Origin of the sequence: Dactylosporangium fulvum (genome assembly GCF_025137375.1) — a bacterium.
Taxonomy (GTDB): Bacteria; Actinomycetota; Actinomycetes; order Mycobacteriales; family Micromonosporaceae; genus Dactylosporangium; species Dactylosporangium fulvum.
Window position 1 is genome coordinate 862,965 of record NZ_CP073720.1, and the last position, 16,159, is coordinate 879,123.

Genomic DNA, 16,159 nt, shown 5'->3' on the forward strand with positions numbered 1-16,159 from the left:
GACCATGCCCACCACCTCCGCCGGTTCGCCCGGCGGAGGTGGCGGTCTTCCTCCGCGCAAACGCTTCGGCGGAGACGTCGTCTTCCGCGGCACCGCGACGGCAGCCGGCTCGATGGTGCTCGTCATCATCGCGGCCATCGCCGTCTTCCTCGTCGTCAAGGCCATCCCGGCCATTCAGGACGACACGGCCAACTTCTTCACCTACAAGGAATGGTTCACCGACGGTGACCAGCCGAAGTTCGGCATCGCCGCGACGGTGTTCGGCACGATCCTGACCGCCGCGCTGGCGCTGCTCCTGGCGGTGCCGGTCGCACTGGGCATCGCGCTGTGCCTGTCGCACTACGCGCACCGCCGGGTGGCCACCACTCTGGGCTTCGTCATCGACCTGCTCGCCGCCGTGCCGAGCGTCGTCTTCGGCCTCTGGGGCCGCGACTACTTCTACGAGCCGGTCACCAATCTCTCGAAGTGGCTCCATGACACGTTCGGCTGGCTGCCGATCTTCGGCGGTGACGGCCCCTACGGCAAGTCGATCCTGCTCGGCTCGATCGTGCTCGCGATCATGGTTCTGCCGATCATCACCTCGTTGTCCCGTGAGGTCTTCATGCAGACCCCGCCGGAGAACCAGGAGGCCGCGCTCGCCCTCGGCGCGACGAAGTGGGAGATGATCCGCACCGCCGTGCTGCCCTACGGCAAGGCCGGCATCATCGCCTCGGTCATGCTCGGCCTCGGCCGCGCGCTCGGCGAGACCATCGCCCTCGCCCTCACGCTGGGCAGCGTGTTCACCATCAGCTTCAACCTGCTCGACCCGGGCGGCGTCACGATCGCCTCCAACATCGCCAACCGGTTCGGCGAGGCCAACGACCTCGGCCGCGGTGCCCTCATCGCCTCCGGCCTGGTGCTGTTCGCCATCACGCTGGTCGTCAACATGGCCGCGCGCGCCATCGTGTACCGGCGCCGTGAGTTCGTCGGGAGCGCATGATGAGCGTGGAAACCCCCGTTCGCGTGGCCGTCTCGGACGCGCACCAGTTGCGGGTGAAGTCGCTGCCGTCGTGGTCGCCGTGGGCGGCCGCCGTGGCGGCGATCGCCGTCGCGTTCGTGCTGATCTACCTCACCTCGTACGGCGGGACGGTCCTCACCGGCGTCGTCGCGGCGATCCTCTTCGTGATCTTCATGGGCATCGCGGCGGCCGTCGTCGAGGGCCGCCGGTCCGCCCGCAACCGGATGGCCACCATCCTGATCTACGGTGCGTTCATCCTCGCGCTGCTGCCGCTGGTCTCGGTGGCCTGGACGCTGATCAGCAAGGGCACCGCCCGGCTGGACAGCAACTTCTTCCTCACGTCGATGAACAACATCGGCGCGTTCGATGAGAAGGGCGGCGCCTACCACGCCATCGTGGGCACCCTGGAGCAGGCGGGCATCGCCACCCTGATCACGGTGCCGCTCGGCATCATGGGCGCGGTCTACATCGTCGAATACGGCCGCGGCTTCCTGGCCAACGCGATCCGGTTCTTCGTCGACGTCATGACCGGCATCCCGTCGATCGTATCCGGCCTGTTCGTCCTGTCGTTCTGGGTCTTCACCGTCACCCCGCTGTTCAACAACGGCCGGGCCGGTTACTCGGGTTTTGCGGCCGCGCTGTCGCTGAGCGTGCTCATGCTGCCGACGGTGGTCCGCTCGACCGAGGAGATGCTGCGGCTGGTGCCCGGCGCCCTGCGTGAGGGTGCCTACGCGCTCGGCGTGTCGAAGTGGAAGACCATCACCAGCATCGTGCTGCCGACCGCCGGCCCCGGCATCGTCACCGGTGTCATGCTCGCGGTGGCCCGCGCCGCGGGCGAGACCGCACCGGTCCTGCTCGTCGCCGGTGGCCTCAGCTCGATCAACTTCAACGTGTTCAGCGGCAACCAGTCGTCCCTGTCCCTGTTCGTCTTCGAGCAGGCCGGGGTCGCCTCGGAGTTCGCGCCCGGGCGTGCCTGGACGGCGGCCCTCACCCTGGTCGTGCTCGTCCTGGTACTGACCATCGCGGCGAAGCTGCTCGCCCGCCGCAACAAGCTCGCCCGATAATCACTGGAGCCCCCCATGGCCAAACGGATCGAAGCCCACGGCGTCACGTCGTACTACGGCTCGTTCAAAGCGATCGACGGCGTCTCGATGACGATCGAGCCCAAGTCGGTCACCGCGCTGATCGGCCCGTCCGGTTGTGGCAAGTCCACCTTCCTGCGGTCGATCAACCGCATGCACGAGGTCCTGCCCAACGCGCGGATCGAGGGTCAGCTCCTCATCGACGGGCAGAACATCTACGACCGCGACGTCGACGTCACGGCCGTCCGTCGCATGATCGGCATGGTCTTCCAGCGGCCCAACCCGTTCCCGACCATGTCGATCTTCGAAAACGTCGTCGCCGGCCTGCGACTCAACGGCGTGAAGAAGAAGTCGGTGCTCGAAGAGGTCGCCGAGAAGGCGCTGCGCAGCGCCAACCTGTGGAACGAGGTCAAGGACCGGCTCAACCGCCCGGGCGCCGGCCTGTCCGGCGGTCAGCAGCAGCGCCTGTGCATCGCCCGGACCATCGCGGTCGAGCCGCAGGTCGTGCTGATGGACGAGCCCTGCTCGGCCCTCGACCCGATCTCGACGCTCGCGATCGAGGACCTGATCACCGAGCTGAAGAACCAGTACACGATCGTGATCGTCACGCACAACATGCAGCAGGCGGCCCGTGTCTCGGACCGCACCGGGTTCTTCTCGATCGACAAGACGGGTGACCCGGGCCGGCTCATCGAATACGACGACACCGCGAAGATCTTCACCAACCCGTCGGTGAAGAAGACCGAGGACTACATCACCGGCCGCTTCGGCTAGGGCCGGGATCAGGCGATGGGGTGGATGGCGTCGGCCGGGTCCCGGGTCGACGCCGCCGCCAGGGCCGCCTCGATGCCGCCCGCCTCGGCGAGCTCGGTCAGCGTGGAGACGGTCGGCGGCAGCATCGTGTAACGGCCGTCCGCCGCCTCGGCCGGCGTGCACCAGACCGTCGCGTCGGCCTCCCCGCCCACGTCGCGGGTGAGCTGCCCCTTGGGTAGCGCGGCGAGGAAGAAGTACGTGTCGAAGCGCCGGGGTTCGAACTCCGGCGTGATCCACCGCGACCACGGCACCAGCAGGTCGCTGCGCAGCACGAGCCCGCGCCGGCTGAGGAACTCGGCGAACCCGAGCTCCCGCGCGATCAGCGCGATCCGCGCCTCCTCCCACTCCGGCCCGCTCACGTCGCCGACGACGGCATCGGCCGACGGCCCGGCCAGCAGGACGCCGGACTCCTCGAAGACCTCCCGCACCGCCGCGCACACGACGGACCGGGCCACCGACTCCTCCAGGCGCAAGCGCCGGCCCCACTCCGCCGGTGCCGGGCCGGCCCAGCCGGGCTGCACGGCCGCGTCCCGCGGATCCACGCTCCCGCCCGGGAAGGCGTACATCGACGCGGCGAACGCCATCGTCGCCACGCGCCGGATCAGGTAGGCCTCGAACGGCTCCCGCAGGAGCACGACCGTGCTGGCGAGGCGGGGCTCAGCCGGTACACCACCCTCTGCCGCGAACTGATGAGCGTGCTCCGCAAGGTCGGGCGGCAACCGGTACTCCATGAAGACACGTTAAGGCAAGCTCTGCGGCGTGGCCTCGTGGCCCGGCGCGCCGTGGGTGCGACGTCGCTCCTTCATCTCGACCTCGTAGAGGTGGCGGCGGCCCTGGACCAGCTCGTCGCGGGCGTCCTTGTCGATCTGCCGGAAGAGTGTCCAGTAGGTGTCGTCGAACTCCTCGACCAGCTGAAACGTCCAGCGGCCCGCGATCACGTTCCGGCCGATCAGCTCGGTCGAGATGCGGTCGGCGAGCGCCGTGTGGCCGGCGTCCTTCAGGATCTCCACGGCCTCGTCGAGCATCAGGTCGGCATGGCCGATGAGCTGGTGCAGGTCGTAGAGCCGCCCGCGGGCGCGTTCTACGCACTCCAGGGCCTCGCTGAGTTTGCCCAGGCCCTCCACCGTGCGGTCGGAGACGCCGTCGGGGCGGCGGTGGCGGGGGTCCGGGCGGTCGGTTTCTGCTGTTCCCACGGGCTGACCGATACCCCGTCGATCATGGGCCCAACCGCGGAAAACGCTAGGCTCGGCGGCATGGCCGACCGCATTCGTTGGGGCATCCTGTCCACCGGTTCCATCGCGAGCAAGTTCGCCGAGGACCTCCGCCTGCTGCCGGACGCGGAGCTCGCCGCGGTCGGCTCCCGCAGCGCCGAAACGGCGGAGCGCTTCGCCGAGCGGCACGGCGTCGCCCGGGCGCACGGCTCGTGGCAGGCGCTGGTCGAGGACCCCGAGGTCGACGCGATCTACGTCGCGACACCGCACACGGCGCACTACGAGGCGACGCGGCTCTCGCTCGGCGCCGGCAAGGCGACGCTGACCGAGAAGCCGTTCACACTCGACGTCGCGTCCGCCGAGGCGCTCGTGGAGACCGCCCGCAGCAGCGGTGTGTTCCTCATGGAAGCCATGTGGATGCGCTGCTTCCCGGCCATCCGCCGGATCGCCGGGCTCATCGCCGACGGCGCCATCGGCGACCTGGTGAGCGTTCACGCCGACTTCGGCATGGAGGGCCCCGTCGAGGAGACGCACCGGCTGCGGTCGCGGGCGCTGGGCGGCGGTGGCCTCTACGACGTGGGGATATACCCGGTGACGTTCGCGCACCTGTTCCTCGGCGCCCCGACCGAGATCCAGGCGTGGGCCCGGATGAGCCCCGGCGGCGTCGACGAGAACACCGGCATGCTCTTCGGCTTCGCGTCGGGTGCCGTCGCGGCGCTGACCTGTTCGCTGATCGGCGACAGCGCCCGCCGGGCGACGATCACCGGCACCACGGGCCGCATCGAGGTGCCGCGTAACTTCTTCTGCCCGTCGGAGTTCACGCTCTGGCACGGTGAGCAGCCGGAGCGCTTCGAGATGCCGTTCGAGGGCTGGGGCTACCACTTCGAGGCCGCCGAGGTGCAGCGCTGCCTGCGCGAAGGGCTCACCGAGAGCCCGCTGATCCCGCTGTCCGAAACATTGGAGATTCTTCGTGTTTTGGATGTTGTACGGATAAAGGTCGGTCTTGACTACACGGCCTGATCGGGACACACGCCGCGTCCCGGCGCGGCTACCCTGCGCCGTATGGCGAAGGAGATCCGGGCCGATCCCGACGCGCTGATCGAGCTGGCGGCCGTGAGCCTCGAAGCCGCCGATCGTGTCGGCCGGGCGTACCGCGACGACTTCCGGCACCTGCCGATCGCGGATACGGCCTTCGGCGACCTGCCCACGGCGGCCGACGCGTACCGCACCGCCGACGGGCTGCTGGCCTTCGCGCACGACGCGATCGCCGGGCTGGCCGCGGTCCTGGAGGGTGACGCCGACCGGCTGCTGCGGACCGCGTTCGCGTACCGCGCGGCCGACCGGGCGGCGGACGTCCGGGTCGGCGGCTCCCGCGGGGCGGGCCTCTGATGACCCCGGTGATCGAGTCCGTCGACGACCTGTGGAACCTCCACGCGGAGCCGGCGACACTGGCCGCCGCGGCGGTGACCTGGCGGGCGGTCGCCGGCGACGCCCGCGCCGCTCGTGACCGGCTCGACCGGGCCGCGAGCCCGCTGTCCTGGGCCGGCGACGCCGCCGAGAGCTACCGCTGGCACCGCGGCCGGCTCGGCGGCGACCTCGACCGTCTCGCCGGCGTCGCCGGCGAGACGGCGGTCGCGCTCGACGGCCTCGCCGCGTTGCTGCGACACGGCCAGGCCCAGCTCGACGACGCCTGGTCCCGGATCCCGGTCCCACACGCCCGCCAGGGCGGCGCGGTGCTGCTGGAGCAGTCCGACGGCGGCCGGGCGGCGGTCGCGGAGGCCGCCGCCATCCGTGCCGACGTCGACCACGGCCTGTTCCGCGGCATGTCGGCGCTGGCGCGCTGCCGGCAGGACTGGGCGCTGATCGCCCGCGGCTGGGCGCAGGTCGCGACCGGCGTGGTCGAGGGCTGGCTGCCGCCGGCCGACCGCGGCGGCCTCGACGCCACCCTGTCGGGCGGGCGGTTCGTGGTGAGCACCGGTCCCGGCGACAACACCGTCGAGATCCGCGGTGACACCGTGACCGTCGACGGGACGACGCTGCACGTGCCGGCCGGCGCCCGGCTGGTCGTCCGGACCGGCGCGGGCAACGACACGGTCCGCGTGGTGGACGGCACCGGCGACGTGACGGTCCTCTCCGGCGCCGGTGACGACGTGCTGCTCGGCGGCGCCGGTGACGACGTGCTGATCGCCGGAGCCGGCCTCGACACCGTGCTGGCCGGCGACGGTGACGACCGGGTCAGCCTCGGCCCGGCCGGCACCGGTCCCGCCGGCGCCGGTCCGGAGCGCGCCTACCTCGGCGCCGGCCGCGACCGGCTGTGGGGCAGCACCGGTGCCGAGCAGGCCGACGGCGGCGCCGGCGACGACCTGCTCTTCGGTGGCGCCGGCGACGACGACCTCTCCGGCGGCACCGGCGGGGACACGCTGAGCGGCGGCCAGGACTTCGACCACCTCACCGGCAACGAAGGGGACGACGCCGTCTTCGGCGGCAGCGAGCGGGACTACACCGACGGCGGGGCCGGCGACGACCTGGTCGACGGCGGTACCGGTGACGACACCCTCTACGGCCTCTCCGGCGCCGACACCCTGCGCGGCGGCGACGGCGACGACTACCTCGAGGGCGGTACGGGCGACGACGTGCTCTTCGGTGGCGCCGGCGACGACGTCCTGTCCGGCGGCCGCGGCGACGACCTCCTGGCCGGCGGCGCGGGCGACGACACCCTGAACTCCGGCGCGGGCGCCGACACGGTCGACGGCGGCGCCGGCGACGACCGGCTCTTCGGCCAGCCCGAGGACACCGCCACGGGCGTCGAACGGTTCACCGGCGTGCAGATCAGGGACGACCTGGGCGGCTTCATCACCGTCGAAGGCAACGCCGAGTTCGTCGACCGGGTCCAGTCGGATCTCGACCTGCTGCGCGCGTCGCCGACCGGCCAGCAGATGCTCGCCGGACTCGAGGAGGGGCACGCGCGGAGCAGGCACTGGGGGTACGGCGGCGACGGCCTCACCATCGGCCGGACCTTCGACGACAACGGGTACGCGCAACCGAACAGTTCCGGGCCGCACCAGCACCCGTCGATCGGCTACAACCCCGCCTACGACCGGCTGCGCTCCGACACGCCGCCGGTCGTGGTCCTCTTCCACGAGATGGCCCACGTCTACGACATGGGCCACGGCACGGCCGACCGCCGGCTCTACAACGGCGCCGACGGGCGTGACGTCATGCCGGACGGCAAGCCGGTGAGCAATGCCGAGCGCCAGGCGGTCGGCCTGCCCATCGACCACGACGGCGACCCGGCCACGCCGAACCGCATCGACCCGGCCCACCCGCTGCGGTACACCGAAAACGGCCTGCGCGCCGAGCTCGGCCTGGACCAGCGCGACCGCTACGGCCAGCCCTAGGGCCTGTTTCGTACCTGGGCCCGCCGCAGCCCGGCCTCAGCTACGAAACAGGCCCTAATAGACGAGCGCCTGGGCGTCGTCCTGGAGGGCCTCCTCGACGAACGTGGACGCGCCGGCGATCCGGATCCCCGGGATCACGTCGTCGGGGCCGATGCCCCGGCGCACGGCGCACTGTGTGCACAGTGTCACAGTGCCGCCGGCCAGGATCGCCTCCAGCAGGTCGGCCAGTGGCGCCGCGTGCTCGAGCTCGAAGGTGGCGGCCCGGCCGGGCAGCGCGAACCACGCCGACTCGCCGGTCAGCCACAATGACGTGGCCACACCACCGGCGACAGCGGTCGCGGCCACGGTGAAGGCCTGGGAACAGCGCTCGGGGGCTTCCGTCCCGGAGGTTGCCTTGACGACGAGAGAACGTGCCATGCCTCGCAGCATAGGATCGGAGGGATGGTTACGGAGATCGGGTTCGTGAGCCTGCTGGTCGCCGGGATGGGCGCGCTGGCGGGCGGCCTGATCTACCTTGCGGTTCGGGTGTCGAGGGGGCGTTGGTGACTGACGTGCAGCCGCCGCCGTGGGCCGGTCTGGCCCCGGTCGGTGAATACCCGTATGAGGAGACGCACGACCTGCGGACGGGTCCGGACCTGCATCCGGCGCTTCTGGGGATGCTGCCGCTGGTCGGCGTGTGGCGCGGTCGCGGCCAGGGTGACTACCCGACGATCGAGGGCGACGGCTTCCACTACGGGCAGGAGGTCCGGTTCAGCCACGACGGGCGGCCGTTCCTGCTCTACGAGTCGCGGTCGTGGGTGATCGACGTCGACGGCAACCCGATCCGCCCCGCCAACCGTGAGACCGGCTGGTGGCGGCCGGTGCTCGTCGACGGCAAGCCGACGGACGAGATCGAGGTCCTGCTCAGCCAGCCGACCGGGATCATGGAGCTTTACATCGGCCACGCCAAGGGCACGACCCAGTGGCAGATGGCCACCGACGCGGTCGTGCGCACGGCCACGGCCAAGGAGGTCCGGGCCGCCAAGCGGCTCTACGGCATCGTCGAGGGCGCTCTGCTCTACGCGATCGACCTCGCGGCCATGGGCCAACCCTTGCAGCCCCACCTGTCGGCCCGCTTGGAGCGAGTCGCGGGCTAGCCTTATCCCGTGGAACTGGCGGAGGTGCTCCGGGCGCGCGGGCTGCGGTTGACCGCTCCGCGCCAGCTTGTGCTGGAGGCGGTTTACCGGTTGCGGCACGCGACGCCCGATCAGATCCATGCCGACGTCGCCGAGCGGGCCGCCGGGGTCAACATCACCACCGTGTATCGCACGCTCGAGCTCCTCGAGGAGCTCGAGCTGATCACCCATGCGCACCTCTCGCACGGGGCACCCACCTACCACCCCGTCGGTGAGCATGCGCACGCCCACCTGGTGTGCCGCGGTTGTGGCACGGTTGAGGAGCTGCCGGAGAAGGTGCTCGCCGGGCTGGACGGCGAGTTGCGCGAGACCCGCGGCTTCCGGCTCGACATCGGGCACGTCGCCCTGTTCGGGCTCTGTGGCAGCTGTGCACCCGAAGGAGAACCATGCTGAGCGCAGTCACCGTCGCCGCTCTCGACCCCGACGCCCCCGACGCGGGCGCCGTCGCGCACTACGGCGACCCCAATCGGGAGCAGCGCATCCTCGACACGGAGGTGGGCCTCGTCGACCGGTCGCACCGCGACGTGCTCGCGGTCCCCGGCGAGGACCGCCTGACCTGGTTGCACAGCCTCACCACGCAGCACCTGACCGACCTGGCCCCGATGACCGGCTCCGAGCTGCTCGTCCTGTCGCCGCACGGGCACGCCGAGCACCACGCGGTGCTCACCGACGACGGCACCACGACGTGGCTCGACCTGGAGCCGGGCGCGGGTGCCGGGCTGCTCGACTTCCTCAACCGCATGCGCTTCCTCATGCGGGTCGAGCCGGCCGACGTGACCGCCGACTGGGCGCTGCTGTCGGTGGTCGGCCCGCAGACCGATGAGGCGCTCGTCACGCTCGGCGTCGGCCCGCTGCCGGCGCCCGACGTGGTGCCGGTGCCCCCGGCGAAGTTCGCCACCGGCACCCTGCCGGGCCGGCCCACGATCCGCTACTCGGCGGCGCCGCTGCCCGTTTTCGGCGGCTGGGTGCGCCGGATGGCCGGCAGCGCCGACCTGCTCGTCCCGCGAGCCGCCGTGCCGGACGTGATCGCCGCCGGCGGGCTGCCGCTCGCGGGCATCTGGGCGTATGAGGCGCAGCGGGTCGCGGCCCGCCGCCCCCGGTTCGGCTTCGAGACCGATCACCGCACGCTGCCGGCCGAGGTGGGCTGGACCGCCGCCGCGGTGCACCTGGAGAAGGGCTGCTACCGCGGCCAGGAGACGGTCGCCCGGGTGCACCACCTCGGCCGTCCGCCGCGCAAGCTCGTACTGCTCCATCTCGACGGCATCACGACCGACGAGCTTCCGGCCCGGCACACGCCGGTCGAGGCTGGCGGCCGGGCGGTCGGGTTCGTCGGCACCGCTGTCCGGCATCACGAGCTGGGCATGGTCGCCCTCGCGGTGGTGAAGCAGAACGTCACCCCGGAGACCGAGCTGCGGGTGGGACCCTCGACGGCGGCCGTCGACCCGGCGTAGACCTGGGCAAACATGGCAGGATCAACTCCGTGATGACAACGACGTTGATCACGGTGGCTCCCACCGGTGCGGAATCCCGCAAATCCGACGTGCCCGCCCTGCCGGTGACCCTGGCAGAGCTGGTCACGACCGCCCGAGAGTGTGCAGCGGTGGGGGCGAGCGTGATCCACGTCCACCTCCGCGACGACAAGGCCGAGCCCACGCTCGACCTGGGCCGGCTCAAGGAGGCCGTCGCCGCGCTGCGCGCCGAGACCGGCCTGATCGTCCAGCTCTCCAGCGGCGGCGCGGTCACCGATCCCGAGGAGGACCGGCTCCGCGTGCTCGACGCCGAGCCGGACATGGCCTCGTGCACGATGGGCACCGTCAACTTCGGCGACGATGTCTTCCTCAACCGCTGGGGATTCATCGTCGACCTGCACACCCGCATGCAGGAGCGGGCGATCGTCCCCGAGTACGAGATCTTCGACCTCGGCCAGCTCGCCGCCCTCCAGCGGCTGCTCGACCGGCATGGCCTGCCCTATGGCGGGCACGTCCACCTCGACCTGGTGATGGGGGTCCCCGGCGGGATGCCCGGCACGGTTCCGGCCCTGGCCGCGTGCCTGCAGGCGATGCGCGACCTGCCGGAGGGCGCCACGTTCTCGGCCACCGGCATCGGCCGCAGCACCCTGCCGGTCCTGCTCACCTCGCTGGCCGCCGGCGGTCACCTGCGGGTCGGCATGGAGGACACGATCACCTACGCGAAGGGCCAGCCCGTCGAGAGCAACGCCCAGCTCGTCGCCCGCGCAGCCGGTTTCGCCCGCCTCGCCCAGCGCCCGCCGATGCCGGTCGCCGACGCCCGTGAGCTGCTGGGGATTCGTCATGGCTGACGTCTACCTGGGTGGCGAGCCGCTCGCCGAGGTGGTCCGCAGCGGTTTCGTGGAGAGCCGGCACAACGGCTCGGTCGCGGTGCTCGGCGCCGACGGTGAGGTCGCGGCCTGGGCCGGCGACGTGATCGGCACGATCTTCCCCCGCTCGGCCAACAAGCCCCTCCAGGCCGTCGGCATGTTGCGCTCCGGGCTCCGCGTGGGGCCCGCGGACCTCGCCGTGGTCGCCGCGAGTCACCGTGGTCAGCCGTTCCATTCGGCGGCGGTACTGCAGGTGCTGGGCGAAGCCGGCATCCCGGCCGGCGCGCTCGGGTGCCCGCCCGACTACCCGCTGTCCGAGGACGCCCGCGACGAACTCATCCGAGCCGGCCACGGCCGGGAGGCGCTGTTCATGAACTGCTCGGGCAAGCATGCCGGCATGCTGCGCACCGCGGCGGCGAACGGCTGGCCGCTCGAGTCCTACCTCGACCCGGACCACCCGCTCCAGCAGCGGATCATGGCCGCGGTCGAGGACCTCTCCGCGGAGACGGTCCGGGCCGTGGGTGTCGACGGCTGCGGCGCGCCCCTGCTGGCGCTGTCCCTGCGCGGGCTCGCCGGCGCCTTCCGGCGGCTGGTCGAGGCGCCGGAGGGCAGTCACGAGCGGGCGGTGGCCGACGCGATGCGGGCGCATCCGGAACTCGTGTCCGGCGACGACGCCGGCGGGGACGACACGCACCTCATGCGCGCCGTTCCGGGCCTGCTGGTCAAGAGCGGTGCCGAGGGTGTGGTGGCCGCGGCGCTGCCCGGGGTCGGTGCCGTGGCGCTGAAGATCGACGACGGTGCGATGCGGGCCCGCCTGCCGGTCCTCGCCGCCGCGTTCGAGCGGCTGGGTGTTTCTGTCGGTGACCTGGCGGAAGTTCCGGTGAACGGCGGCGGCCGGCGAGTGGGTGTGGTTCGCTCGGTTTGGTGCAACCTGGCCTCGTGACCGGGTTCACGCTAGCCAGAGCTAGCACTTTGCTTGCAACAGTTAGCAGCCGGGGATACCGTCGAAACCATGACCGAAGACGAGCCGCGCGACCTGGGTGCGTTCATCCGTGACCTGCGCCGCAACGCGCGCATCTCGCTCCGCCAGCTCGCCGAGCAGGCGGGGGTCAGCAACCCATATCTCAGCCAGATCGAGCGTGGCCTGCGCAAACCCAGCGCCGAGGTGCTCGCCCAGCTGGCAGGCGCGCTGCGGGTGTCGACCCCGTTGATGTACCTGCGGGCCGGGCTCCTTGAGCGCGAGGGGCACGACGTCCTGGCTGCGATCGCTGCGGACAGCGACCTGACGGTTGCCCAGAAGCAGTCCCTCACGCAGATCTACGAGACGTTCCGCCGGGAGAACGCGCGAAGCGCGGCGGAGGCACCAGTGGCGCCGGACGAAACCGAGGCCTCGGGGGCGGGGCCCAAGCCGGTCACTGGTGTCCCGGATCCCGACTAGCTCCACCGAACGCTTCCTGACAAGGAGTCGCCATGCCCACGAACATCACCACGAAGACCACCACGCGCAAGATCCCGACCCCGCTCTACGCCGCTGCCGGCGCCGGTGACCTGGCCTACGAGCAGCTGCGCAAGCTGCCCACCACCGTGGCCCAGATCCGTGCCCGGGTCGGCGAGCTGCGCCCGGTCGTGACCGAGGCGGTCTCCTCCGACCTCGACCGGCTGCGGGTCGTCGCCCGCCGCAACGCCGTGAACCTGCTGTCCAACGCACAGGCCGGCGCCCAGGTCGCCCAGCACCGGGCCTTCGAGGTCTACACCGACCTGGTCGCCCGCGGTGAGAAGGTGGTCAGCACCGCCCGCGGCGCCGAAGCGAAGATCGAGATCGAGCCGGTCGGCAAGACGGTGACCGCCGAGGTCAAGGCCACCGAGACCCCGGCCCGCACCGCTCCGGCCCGCACAGTCCCGGCCCGCACGACCCCGGCCCGCACCACCACGGCCGCGCCGGCGAAGAAGACCACGGCCAAGAAGACCGCCGCCAAGAAGTAACGCGGAGTTTCTCGGCAGCCCTCCGGCACCGTCTCGCACGGGCCGGGGGGCTTCGGCATAAGCTCAGAGGATGGTGAGTGCGGTGCCGATCTTCTACGCCTCGATTGAGCATTACATCTCGGTCGTGGTCTGGCTCTTCTGCCTCGTGCTCGGTGCGGCGTCCTTCCTGCACTGTGTTGTGCAGCGGGCGGACGCGTTCCCGGCGATCGGCACGATGTCCAAGGGCGTCTGGCTGGCCATGATCGGCGGTGGTTTGCTGCTCACCGCGCTGTCACCCGGCATCGGCCTGGGCTATCTGGGCATCTTCCCGCTGATCGCGGCGGGCATCTTCGCGGTGTACCTCCTGGACATCCGTCCGACCCTGCGTGATGCCGTCGACGGCCACGGCTCCTGGTAGGCGGCATGGACTTTCGCTGGCCACCCCCGCCTGACGGACGGCCCGACCGCTTCCGCCCGCCCGTCACCCGGGGACCGCAGACCGGCCGCCCCACTCTCCCCGCGCCACCGACGGAGCAGATCGCCACTCCGCACGGCGTCGAGCTGGAGTGGCTGGTCACCGGCGACGGTGAGCCGGTGACCGTCTTCGCGCACGGCCTCGGCAGCGGCATCGCCGAGACCCGCCCGCTCGGCAGCGCCGTCAACGGCCGGAAGGTCTTCTTCCACTTCCGTGGCCACGGTCACTCGGCGGCCCCCGGCGGCACGTGGACCTACGCCGACCTGGCGCGGGACCTGCGCGCCGTGGCCGATCTGTCCGGCGCCACCCGGGCGCTGGGCGTCAGCATGGGCGCCGGGGCACTGTGCCGCCTGCTGGCCGACAACCCGGGCCGCTTCGACCGGGCGGTGTTCTTCCTGCCCGCGGTGCTCGACACGCCGCGGCCGGCGGCCGCGCAGGAGCGCCTGTCCGCCCTCCTGGAGTCGATCGAGGCGGGCGACGCGGCAGCCGTTGCCGATGTGATCTCCCAGGAGGTCCCGTCGCAGATGCGCAACACTCCGGCGGTCTGGGCCTTCCTCCGCCAGCGCCTCGATCAGCTCATGCGTGACGGGCTGGCCTCCGGGCTGATGTCGTTGCCCGAGCAGTCCGCGATCGGCGACCGTGAGACTCTGTCCGCGGTGACGGCGCGATGCCTGGTCATCGCCTGCCGCGGCGACGACCTCCACCCTGCCGCGGTGGCCGAACAGCTGGCGGAGTCCCTGCCCGACGCCGAGCTGCACGTCTACGACCGCCCGGGCGTCGTCTGGACCCAGCGCACCGACCTGCGGTCGCGCATCTCCACGTTCTTCAACTCCTGACCGGACGGTCTGTATCACCGAGGCGGCGGAGCGGTCCGTCCTGCATGGACGGCCTGAGCACCCGATGGTGTGAACCTACCCAGGGCAAGCATGATGGAGACCTGGCGCAGGAGCGGGGGATCGCCCTGCGCGCCGCGTTCGCCGGCCTTCCCGAGCGCTGCCGACGGCTGTTGTCCCTGCTCTTCGCGGACCCGCCCACGCCGTACACGGAGGTCAGCGAACGCATCGGCATCGCTGTCGGCGCGATCGGGCCCAACCGGCAGCGCTGCCTCGACCGGCTCCGCCGCGACTCGGCGCTCGCCCCGCTGCTCGACGGAACCGAGGTGGCGCGATGAACGACGACGAGCAGCTCTTGCGGGAGCTCGGCGCGGCAGTACGGGACGCCGCCCGGGTGCCGGACTCGTTCCTCGCGGCGGGTCGGGCCGCGTTCGCGTGGCGCAACGTCGACGCCGAGCTGGCCTCGCTGACGCTCGACGCCGAGCCTGCCGCCACCCGCGCGGAGCCGGCACCCCTGCGGGCGTTCACGTTCGCCGCCCGCGAGATCGCCATCGAGGTGGAGGTGGCCGAGGACGCCCTCCTCGGCCAGATCGTGCCGCCCCGCCCGGGCCGCATCGAGCTGCGCACCGGCGACGGCACCACCCGGGCCACGGAGGTCGACGAGGTCGGCTGGTTCACGTTCCGCCCCCTGCCGACCGGGATGTTCCGGCTGTACTTCCAGACGCCGGACGGCTCGCAGGTCCTGACCGAATGGGTGAGCCTGTGAGCGCATCAGCGACGCCCCGGCGCGCCTCTTACAGGTATGGAAAAGAAGCTCCTCCGCTGGGCCGGGCCGACCCGGCGCTGAGGCGGTCCGGGTCTAAAGTCGCCAGGTATGGGTGTCACGCATCACGGCCGCACGTACCGTCTTGACCTCGCCGATCCGACCCTTCGTGACTGGACGTGCACGGTCCTGTCCTCGGACGCCGAGGAGGGCATCGTGCTGGACCGGTCGGCGTTCTACCCTGGTGGTGGCGGCCAGCCGCCGGACCACGGCATCCTGCTCTGGCAGGGTGTGCAGACCCGGATCGTCGGCACGCGCAAGGCCGACGATCTGTACCTCTTGCCGGCCGAGGGCGACCCGATCCCACCCGCCGGCACCGAGGTCGTCGGCGCGGTCGAGGACGACCGGCGGACCAAGCTCATGCGCACCCACTCCGGCCTGCACGTCCTGGGCGGGGTGGTCTTCCGCGACTTCGGCGCCCTGGTCACCGGCGGTTCGATGGAGCCCGCCGAGGCGCGGATGGACTTCAACCTCCCCGAGGTGCCTCCGGACTTCAAGGCGCGGCTCGAAGAGCTGGTCAACGCCGAGGTGGTCGCCGACCGCGAGGTGGTGACGAAGGTCCTGCCCCGCGACGAGGCCCTGGCGCTGCCCGACATCATCCGGACCCAGTCGAACCTGATCCCCGCGGACGAGCAGGAGATCCGGATCGTCGACATCGTGGGCCTGGACGCGCAGGCGGACGGCGGCACCCACGTGGCGTCGACGTCCCAGATCGGCCGCCTTCAGGTGGTCAAGGTCGAGAGCAAGGGCAAGGCCAACCGCCGGGTGAGGGTCCGCCTGGTCGACTGACCACCCCGCCCTCCCTGGCCGGGGTGGTGCGGCTGCGGTTCGTAGATCAAGGGAAACTTCGGGTTGTCTGGGCAGCCAGACGTTTCCGACGATCAAGGAACCCGGGTCAGGGCAAGCGTGGAGCACGGCCGTCCCGCGCCACGGGGTCACGGACGCCGTGCGGCCCGGCACCGCTTGACACGATTCTTTACATGATCACGGAGACTTGGTGCACCCGTGGAGCCTGTTGCGCAATTCGGATCCCTCGCGCGTCAACCCCAACAACC

Annotated in this window: 21 protein-coding genes and 1 pseudogene; 19 read left to right on the forward strand and 3 right to left on the reverse strand. The window is 71.5% G+C overall.

What is annotated here, in order from left to right:
- The first annotated feature begins 4 nt into the window (after positions 1-4).
- The 3 genes from pstC to pstB are packed head-to-tail and all read left to right on the forward strand — an operon-like array spanning position 5 to position 2,853.
- Positions 5-979: a phosphate ABC transporter permease subunit PstC gene (pstC, locus tag Dfulv_RS03940; protein ID WP_259867397.1), complete on the forward strand. Its 975-nt coding sequence runs from the start codon at positions 5-7 to the stop codon at positions 977-979.
- Positions 979-2,061: a phosphate ABC transporter permease PstA gene (pstA, locus tag Dfulv_RS03945; protein ID WP_259861234.1), complete on the forward strand. Its 1,083-nt coding sequence runs from the start codon at positions 979-981 to the stop codon at positions 2,059-2,061. Before pstC ends, pstA begins: the two co-directional genes overlap by 1 nt.
- A gap of 15 nt (positions 2,062-2,076) precedes the next feature.
- On the forward strand, positions 2,077-2,853 hold the full coding sequence (pstB, locus tag Dfulv_RS03950; protein ID WP_259861235.1) for a phosphate ABC transporter ATP-binding protein PstB: 777 nt from the start codon (positions 2,077-2,079) through the stop codon (positions 2,851-2,853).
- Positions 2,854-2,861: 8 nt separating this feature from the next.
- Here pstB and Dfulv_RS03955 read toward each other — a convergent pair whose 3' ends face one another.
- Both Dfulv_RS03955 and Dfulv_RS03960 read right to left on the reverse strand, forming a co-directional pair.
- Positions 2,862-3,623 carry an NUDIX hydrolase gene (locus Dfulv_RS03955; RefSeq protein ID WP_259861236.1) on the reverse strand — a complete coding sequence of 254 codons (762 nt, stop codon included), beginning with the start codon at positions 3,621-3,623 and terminating at the stop codon, positions 2,862-2,864.
- Between the two features lie 9 nt (positions 3,624-3,632).
- Positions 3,633-4,085, reverse strand: coding sequence for a hypothetical protein (locus Dfulv_RS03960; protein WP_259861237.1), 453 nt, complete (start codon positions 4,083-4,085; stop codon positions 3,633-3,635).
- 60 nt (positions 4,086-4,145) lie between these two features.
- Between Dfulv_RS03960 and Dfulv_RS03965 the strand changes: the two genes are divergently transcribed.
- From Dfulv_RS03965 to Dfulv_RS03975, 3 genes are read left to right on the forward strand one after another with little or no spacing between them, the layout of a single operon-like run.
- Positions 4,146-5,123 carry a Gfo/Idh/MocA family protein gene (locus Dfulv_RS03965; protein ID WP_259861238.1) on the forward strand — a complete coding sequence of 326 codons (978 nt, stop codon included), beginning with the start codon at positions 4,146-4,148 and terminating at the stop codon, positions 5,121-5,123.
- Positions 5,124-5,165: 42 nt separating this feature from the next.
- Positions 5,166-5,492: a hypothetical protein gene (locus tag Dfulv_RS03970; RefSeq protein WP_259861239.1), complete on the forward strand. Its 327-nt coding sequence runs from the start codon at positions 5,166-5,168 to the stop codon at positions 5,490-5,492.
- 8 nt (positions 5,493-5,500) lie between these two features.
- Complete coding sequence (locus Dfulv_RS03975) at positions 5,501-7,501, forward strand: M91 family zinc metallopeptidase (protein ID WP_259861240.1); 2,001 nt, start codon at positions 5,501-5,503, stop codon at positions 7,499-7,501.
- Positions 7,502-7,555: 54 nt separating this feature from the next.
- Here Dfulv_RS03975 and Dfulv_RS03980 read toward each other — a convergent pair whose 3' ends face one another.
- A complete protein-coding gene (locus Dfulv_RS03980; protein ID WP_259861241.1) occupies positions 7,556-7,930 on the reverse strand; it encodes a DsrE family protein in 375 nt (124 codons plus the stop codon).
- Between the two features lie 12 nt (positions 7,931-7,942).
- On the opposite strand from Dfulv_RS03980, the gene mtfM reads away from it, so the two are divergent.
- The 13 genes and pseudogenes from mtfM (at position 7,943) to Dfulv_RS04040 (ending at position 15,893) form a co-directional block, all read left to right on the forward strand.
- Positions 7,943-8,047, forward strand: a complete 105-nt coding sequence (gene mtfM, locus Dfulv_RS48515; RefSeq protein ID WP_033363477.1) for a small membrane protein MtfM — start codon at positions 7,943-7,945, stop codon at positions 8,045-8,047.
- The gene (locus tag Dfulv_RS03985) at positions 8,041-8,637 is read left to right on the forward strand and encodes an FABP family protein (RefSeq protein WP_406567923.1); all 597 of its coding nucleotides are present in this window, start codon (positions 8,041-8,043) and stop codon (positions 8,635-8,637) included. The genes mtfM and Dfulv_RS03985 overlap by 7 nt, the downstream gene beginning before the upstream one ends.
- Before the next feature lie 9 nt (positions 8,638-8,646).
- Positions 8,647-9,069, forward strand: a complete 423-nt coding sequence (locus Dfulv_RS03990) for a Fur family transcriptional regulator (RefSeq protein ID WP_259861243.1) — start codon at positions 8,647-8,649, stop codon at positions 9,067-9,069.
- On the forward strand, positions 9,063-10,127 hold the full coding sequence (gene ygfZ / locus Dfulv_RS03995; RefSeq protein ID WP_259861244.1) for a CAF17-like 4Fe-4S cluster assembly/insertion protein YgfZ: 1,065 nt from the start codon (positions 9,063-9,065) through the stop codon (positions 10,125-10,127). Before Dfulv_RS03990 ends, ygfZ begins: the two co-directional genes overlap by 7 nt.
- Before the next feature lie 32 nt (positions 10,128-10,159).
- Entirely contained in the window at positions 10,160-10,993 is an 834-nt protein-coding gene (locus Dfulv_RS04000) for a BKACE family enzyme (RefSeq protein ID WP_259861245.1), read from the forward strand.
- Positions 10,986-11,954: an asparaginase gene (locus Dfulv_RS04005; protein WP_259861246.1), complete on the forward strand. Its 969-nt coding sequence runs from the start codon at positions 10,986-10,988 to the stop codon at positions 11,952-11,954. Before Dfulv_RS04000 ends, Dfulv_RS04005 begins: the two co-directional genes overlap by 8 nt.
- A gap of 69 nt (positions 11,955-12,023) precedes the next feature.
- Positions 12,024-12,428 (forward strand): annotated as a pseudogene (locus Dfulv_RS04010) (helix-turn-helix domain-containing protein); the annotation flags it as partial.
- A gap of 53 nt (positions 12,429-12,481) precedes the next feature.
- Complete coding sequence (locus tag Dfulv_RS04015; protein ID WP_259861248.1) at positions 12,482-12,994, forward strand: hypothetical protein; 513 nt, start codon at positions 12,482-12,484, stop codon at positions 12,992-12,994.
- Positions 12,995-13,064: 70 nt separating this feature from the next.
- Complete coding sequence (locus tag Dfulv_RS04020; RefSeq protein ID WP_259861249.1) at positions 13,065-13,391, forward strand: DUF2516 family protein; 327 nt, start codon at positions 13,065-13,067, stop codon at positions 13,389-13,391.
- A 5-nt stretch (positions 13,392-13,396) separates the two neighbouring features.
- Entirely contained in the window at positions 13,397-14,284 is an 888-nt protein-coding gene (locus tag Dfulv_RS04025) for an alpha/beta fold hydrolase (protein WP_259861250.1), read from the forward strand.
- A 44-nt stretch (positions 14,285-14,328) separates the two neighbouring features.
- A complete protein-coding gene (locus Dfulv_RS04030; protein ID WP_259861251.1) occupies positions 14,329-14,619 on the forward strand; it encodes an RNA polymerase sigma factor in 291 nt (96 codons plus the stop codon).
- Positions 14,616-15,047, forward strand: coding sequence for a hypothetical protein (locus Dfulv_RS04035; RefSeq protein ID WP_259861252.1), 432 nt, complete (start codon positions 14,616-14,618; stop codon positions 15,045-15,047). Before Dfulv_RS04030 ends, Dfulv_RS04035 begins: the two co-directional genes overlap by 4 nt.
- Positions 15,048-15,155: 108 nt before the next feature.
- Positions 15,156-15,893, forward strand: a complete 738-nt coding sequence (locus tag Dfulv_RS04040) for an alanyl-tRNA editing protein (protein ID WP_259861253.1) — start codon at positions 15,156-15,158, stop codon at positions 15,891-15,893.
- The last annotated feature ends 266 nt before the right edge of the window (positions 15,894-16,159 follow it).

Coding starts and splice junctions, on each gene's coding strand:
- pstC (WP_259867397.1), top strand. CDS start 5: ATGCCCACCACCTCCGCCGGTTCGCCCGGCGGAGGTGGCGGTCTTCCT.
- pstA (WP_259861234.1), top strand. CDS start 979: ATGAGCGTGGAAACCCCCGTTCGCGTGGCCGTCTCGGACGCGCACCAG.
- pstB (WP_259861235.1), top strand. CDS start 2,077: ATGGCCAAACGGATCGAAGCCCACGGCGTCACGTCGTACTACGGCTCG.
- Dfulv_RS03955 (WP_259861236.1), bottom strand. CDS start 3,623: ATGGAGTACCGGTTGCCGCCCGACCTTGCGGAGCACGCTCATCAGTTC.
- Dfulv_RS03965 (WP_259861238.1), top strand. CDS start 4,146: ATGGCCGACCGCATTCGTTGGGGCATCCTGTCCACCGGTTCCATCGCG.
- Dfulv_RS03970 (WP_259861239.1), top strand. CDS start 5,166: ATGGCGAAGGAGATCCGGGCCGATCCCGACGCGCTGATCGAGCTGGCG.
- Dfulv_RS03980 (WP_259861241.1), bottom strand. CDS start 7,930: ATGCTGCGAGGCATGGCACGTTCTCTCGTCGTCAAGGCAACCTCCGGG.
- mtfM (WP_033363477.1), top strand. CDS start 7,943: ATGGTTACGGAGATCGGGTTCGTGAGCCTGCTGGTCGCCGGGATGGGC.
- ygfZ (WP_259861244.1), top strand. CDS start 9,063: ATGCTGAGCGCAGTCACCGTCGCCGCTCTCGACCCCGACGCCCCCGAC.
- Dfulv_RS04000 (WP_259861245.1), top strand. CDS start 10,160: ATGACAACGACGTTGATCACGGTGGCTCCCACCGGTGCGGAATCCCGC.
- Dfulv_RS04005 (WP_259861246.1), top strand. CDS start 10,986: ATGGCTGACGTCTACCTGGGTGGCGAGCCGCTCGCCGAGGTGGTCCGC.
- Dfulv_RS04015 (WP_259861248.1), top strand. CDS start 12,482: ATGCCCACGAACATCACCACGAAGACCACCACGCGCAAGATCCCGACC.
- Dfulv_RS04020 (WP_259861249.1), top strand. CDS start 13,065: ATGGTGAGTGCGGTGCCGATCTTCTACGCCTCGATTGAGCATTACATC.
- Dfulv_RS04025 (WP_259861250.1), top strand. CDS start 13,397: ATGGACTTTCGCTGGCCACCCCCGCCTGACGGACGGCCCGACCGCTTC.
- Dfulv_RS04030 (WP_259861251.1), top strand. CDS start 14,329: ATGGACGGCCTGAGCACCCGATGGTGTGAACCTACCCAGGGCAAGCAT.
- Dfulv_RS04035 (WP_259861252.1), top strand. CDS start 14,616: ATGAACGACGACGAGCAGCTCTTGCGGGAGCTCGGCGCGGCAGTACGG.
- Dfulv_RS04040 (WP_259861253.1), top strand. CDS start 15,156: ATGGGTGTCACGCATCACGGCCGCACGTACCGTCTTGACCTCGCCGAT.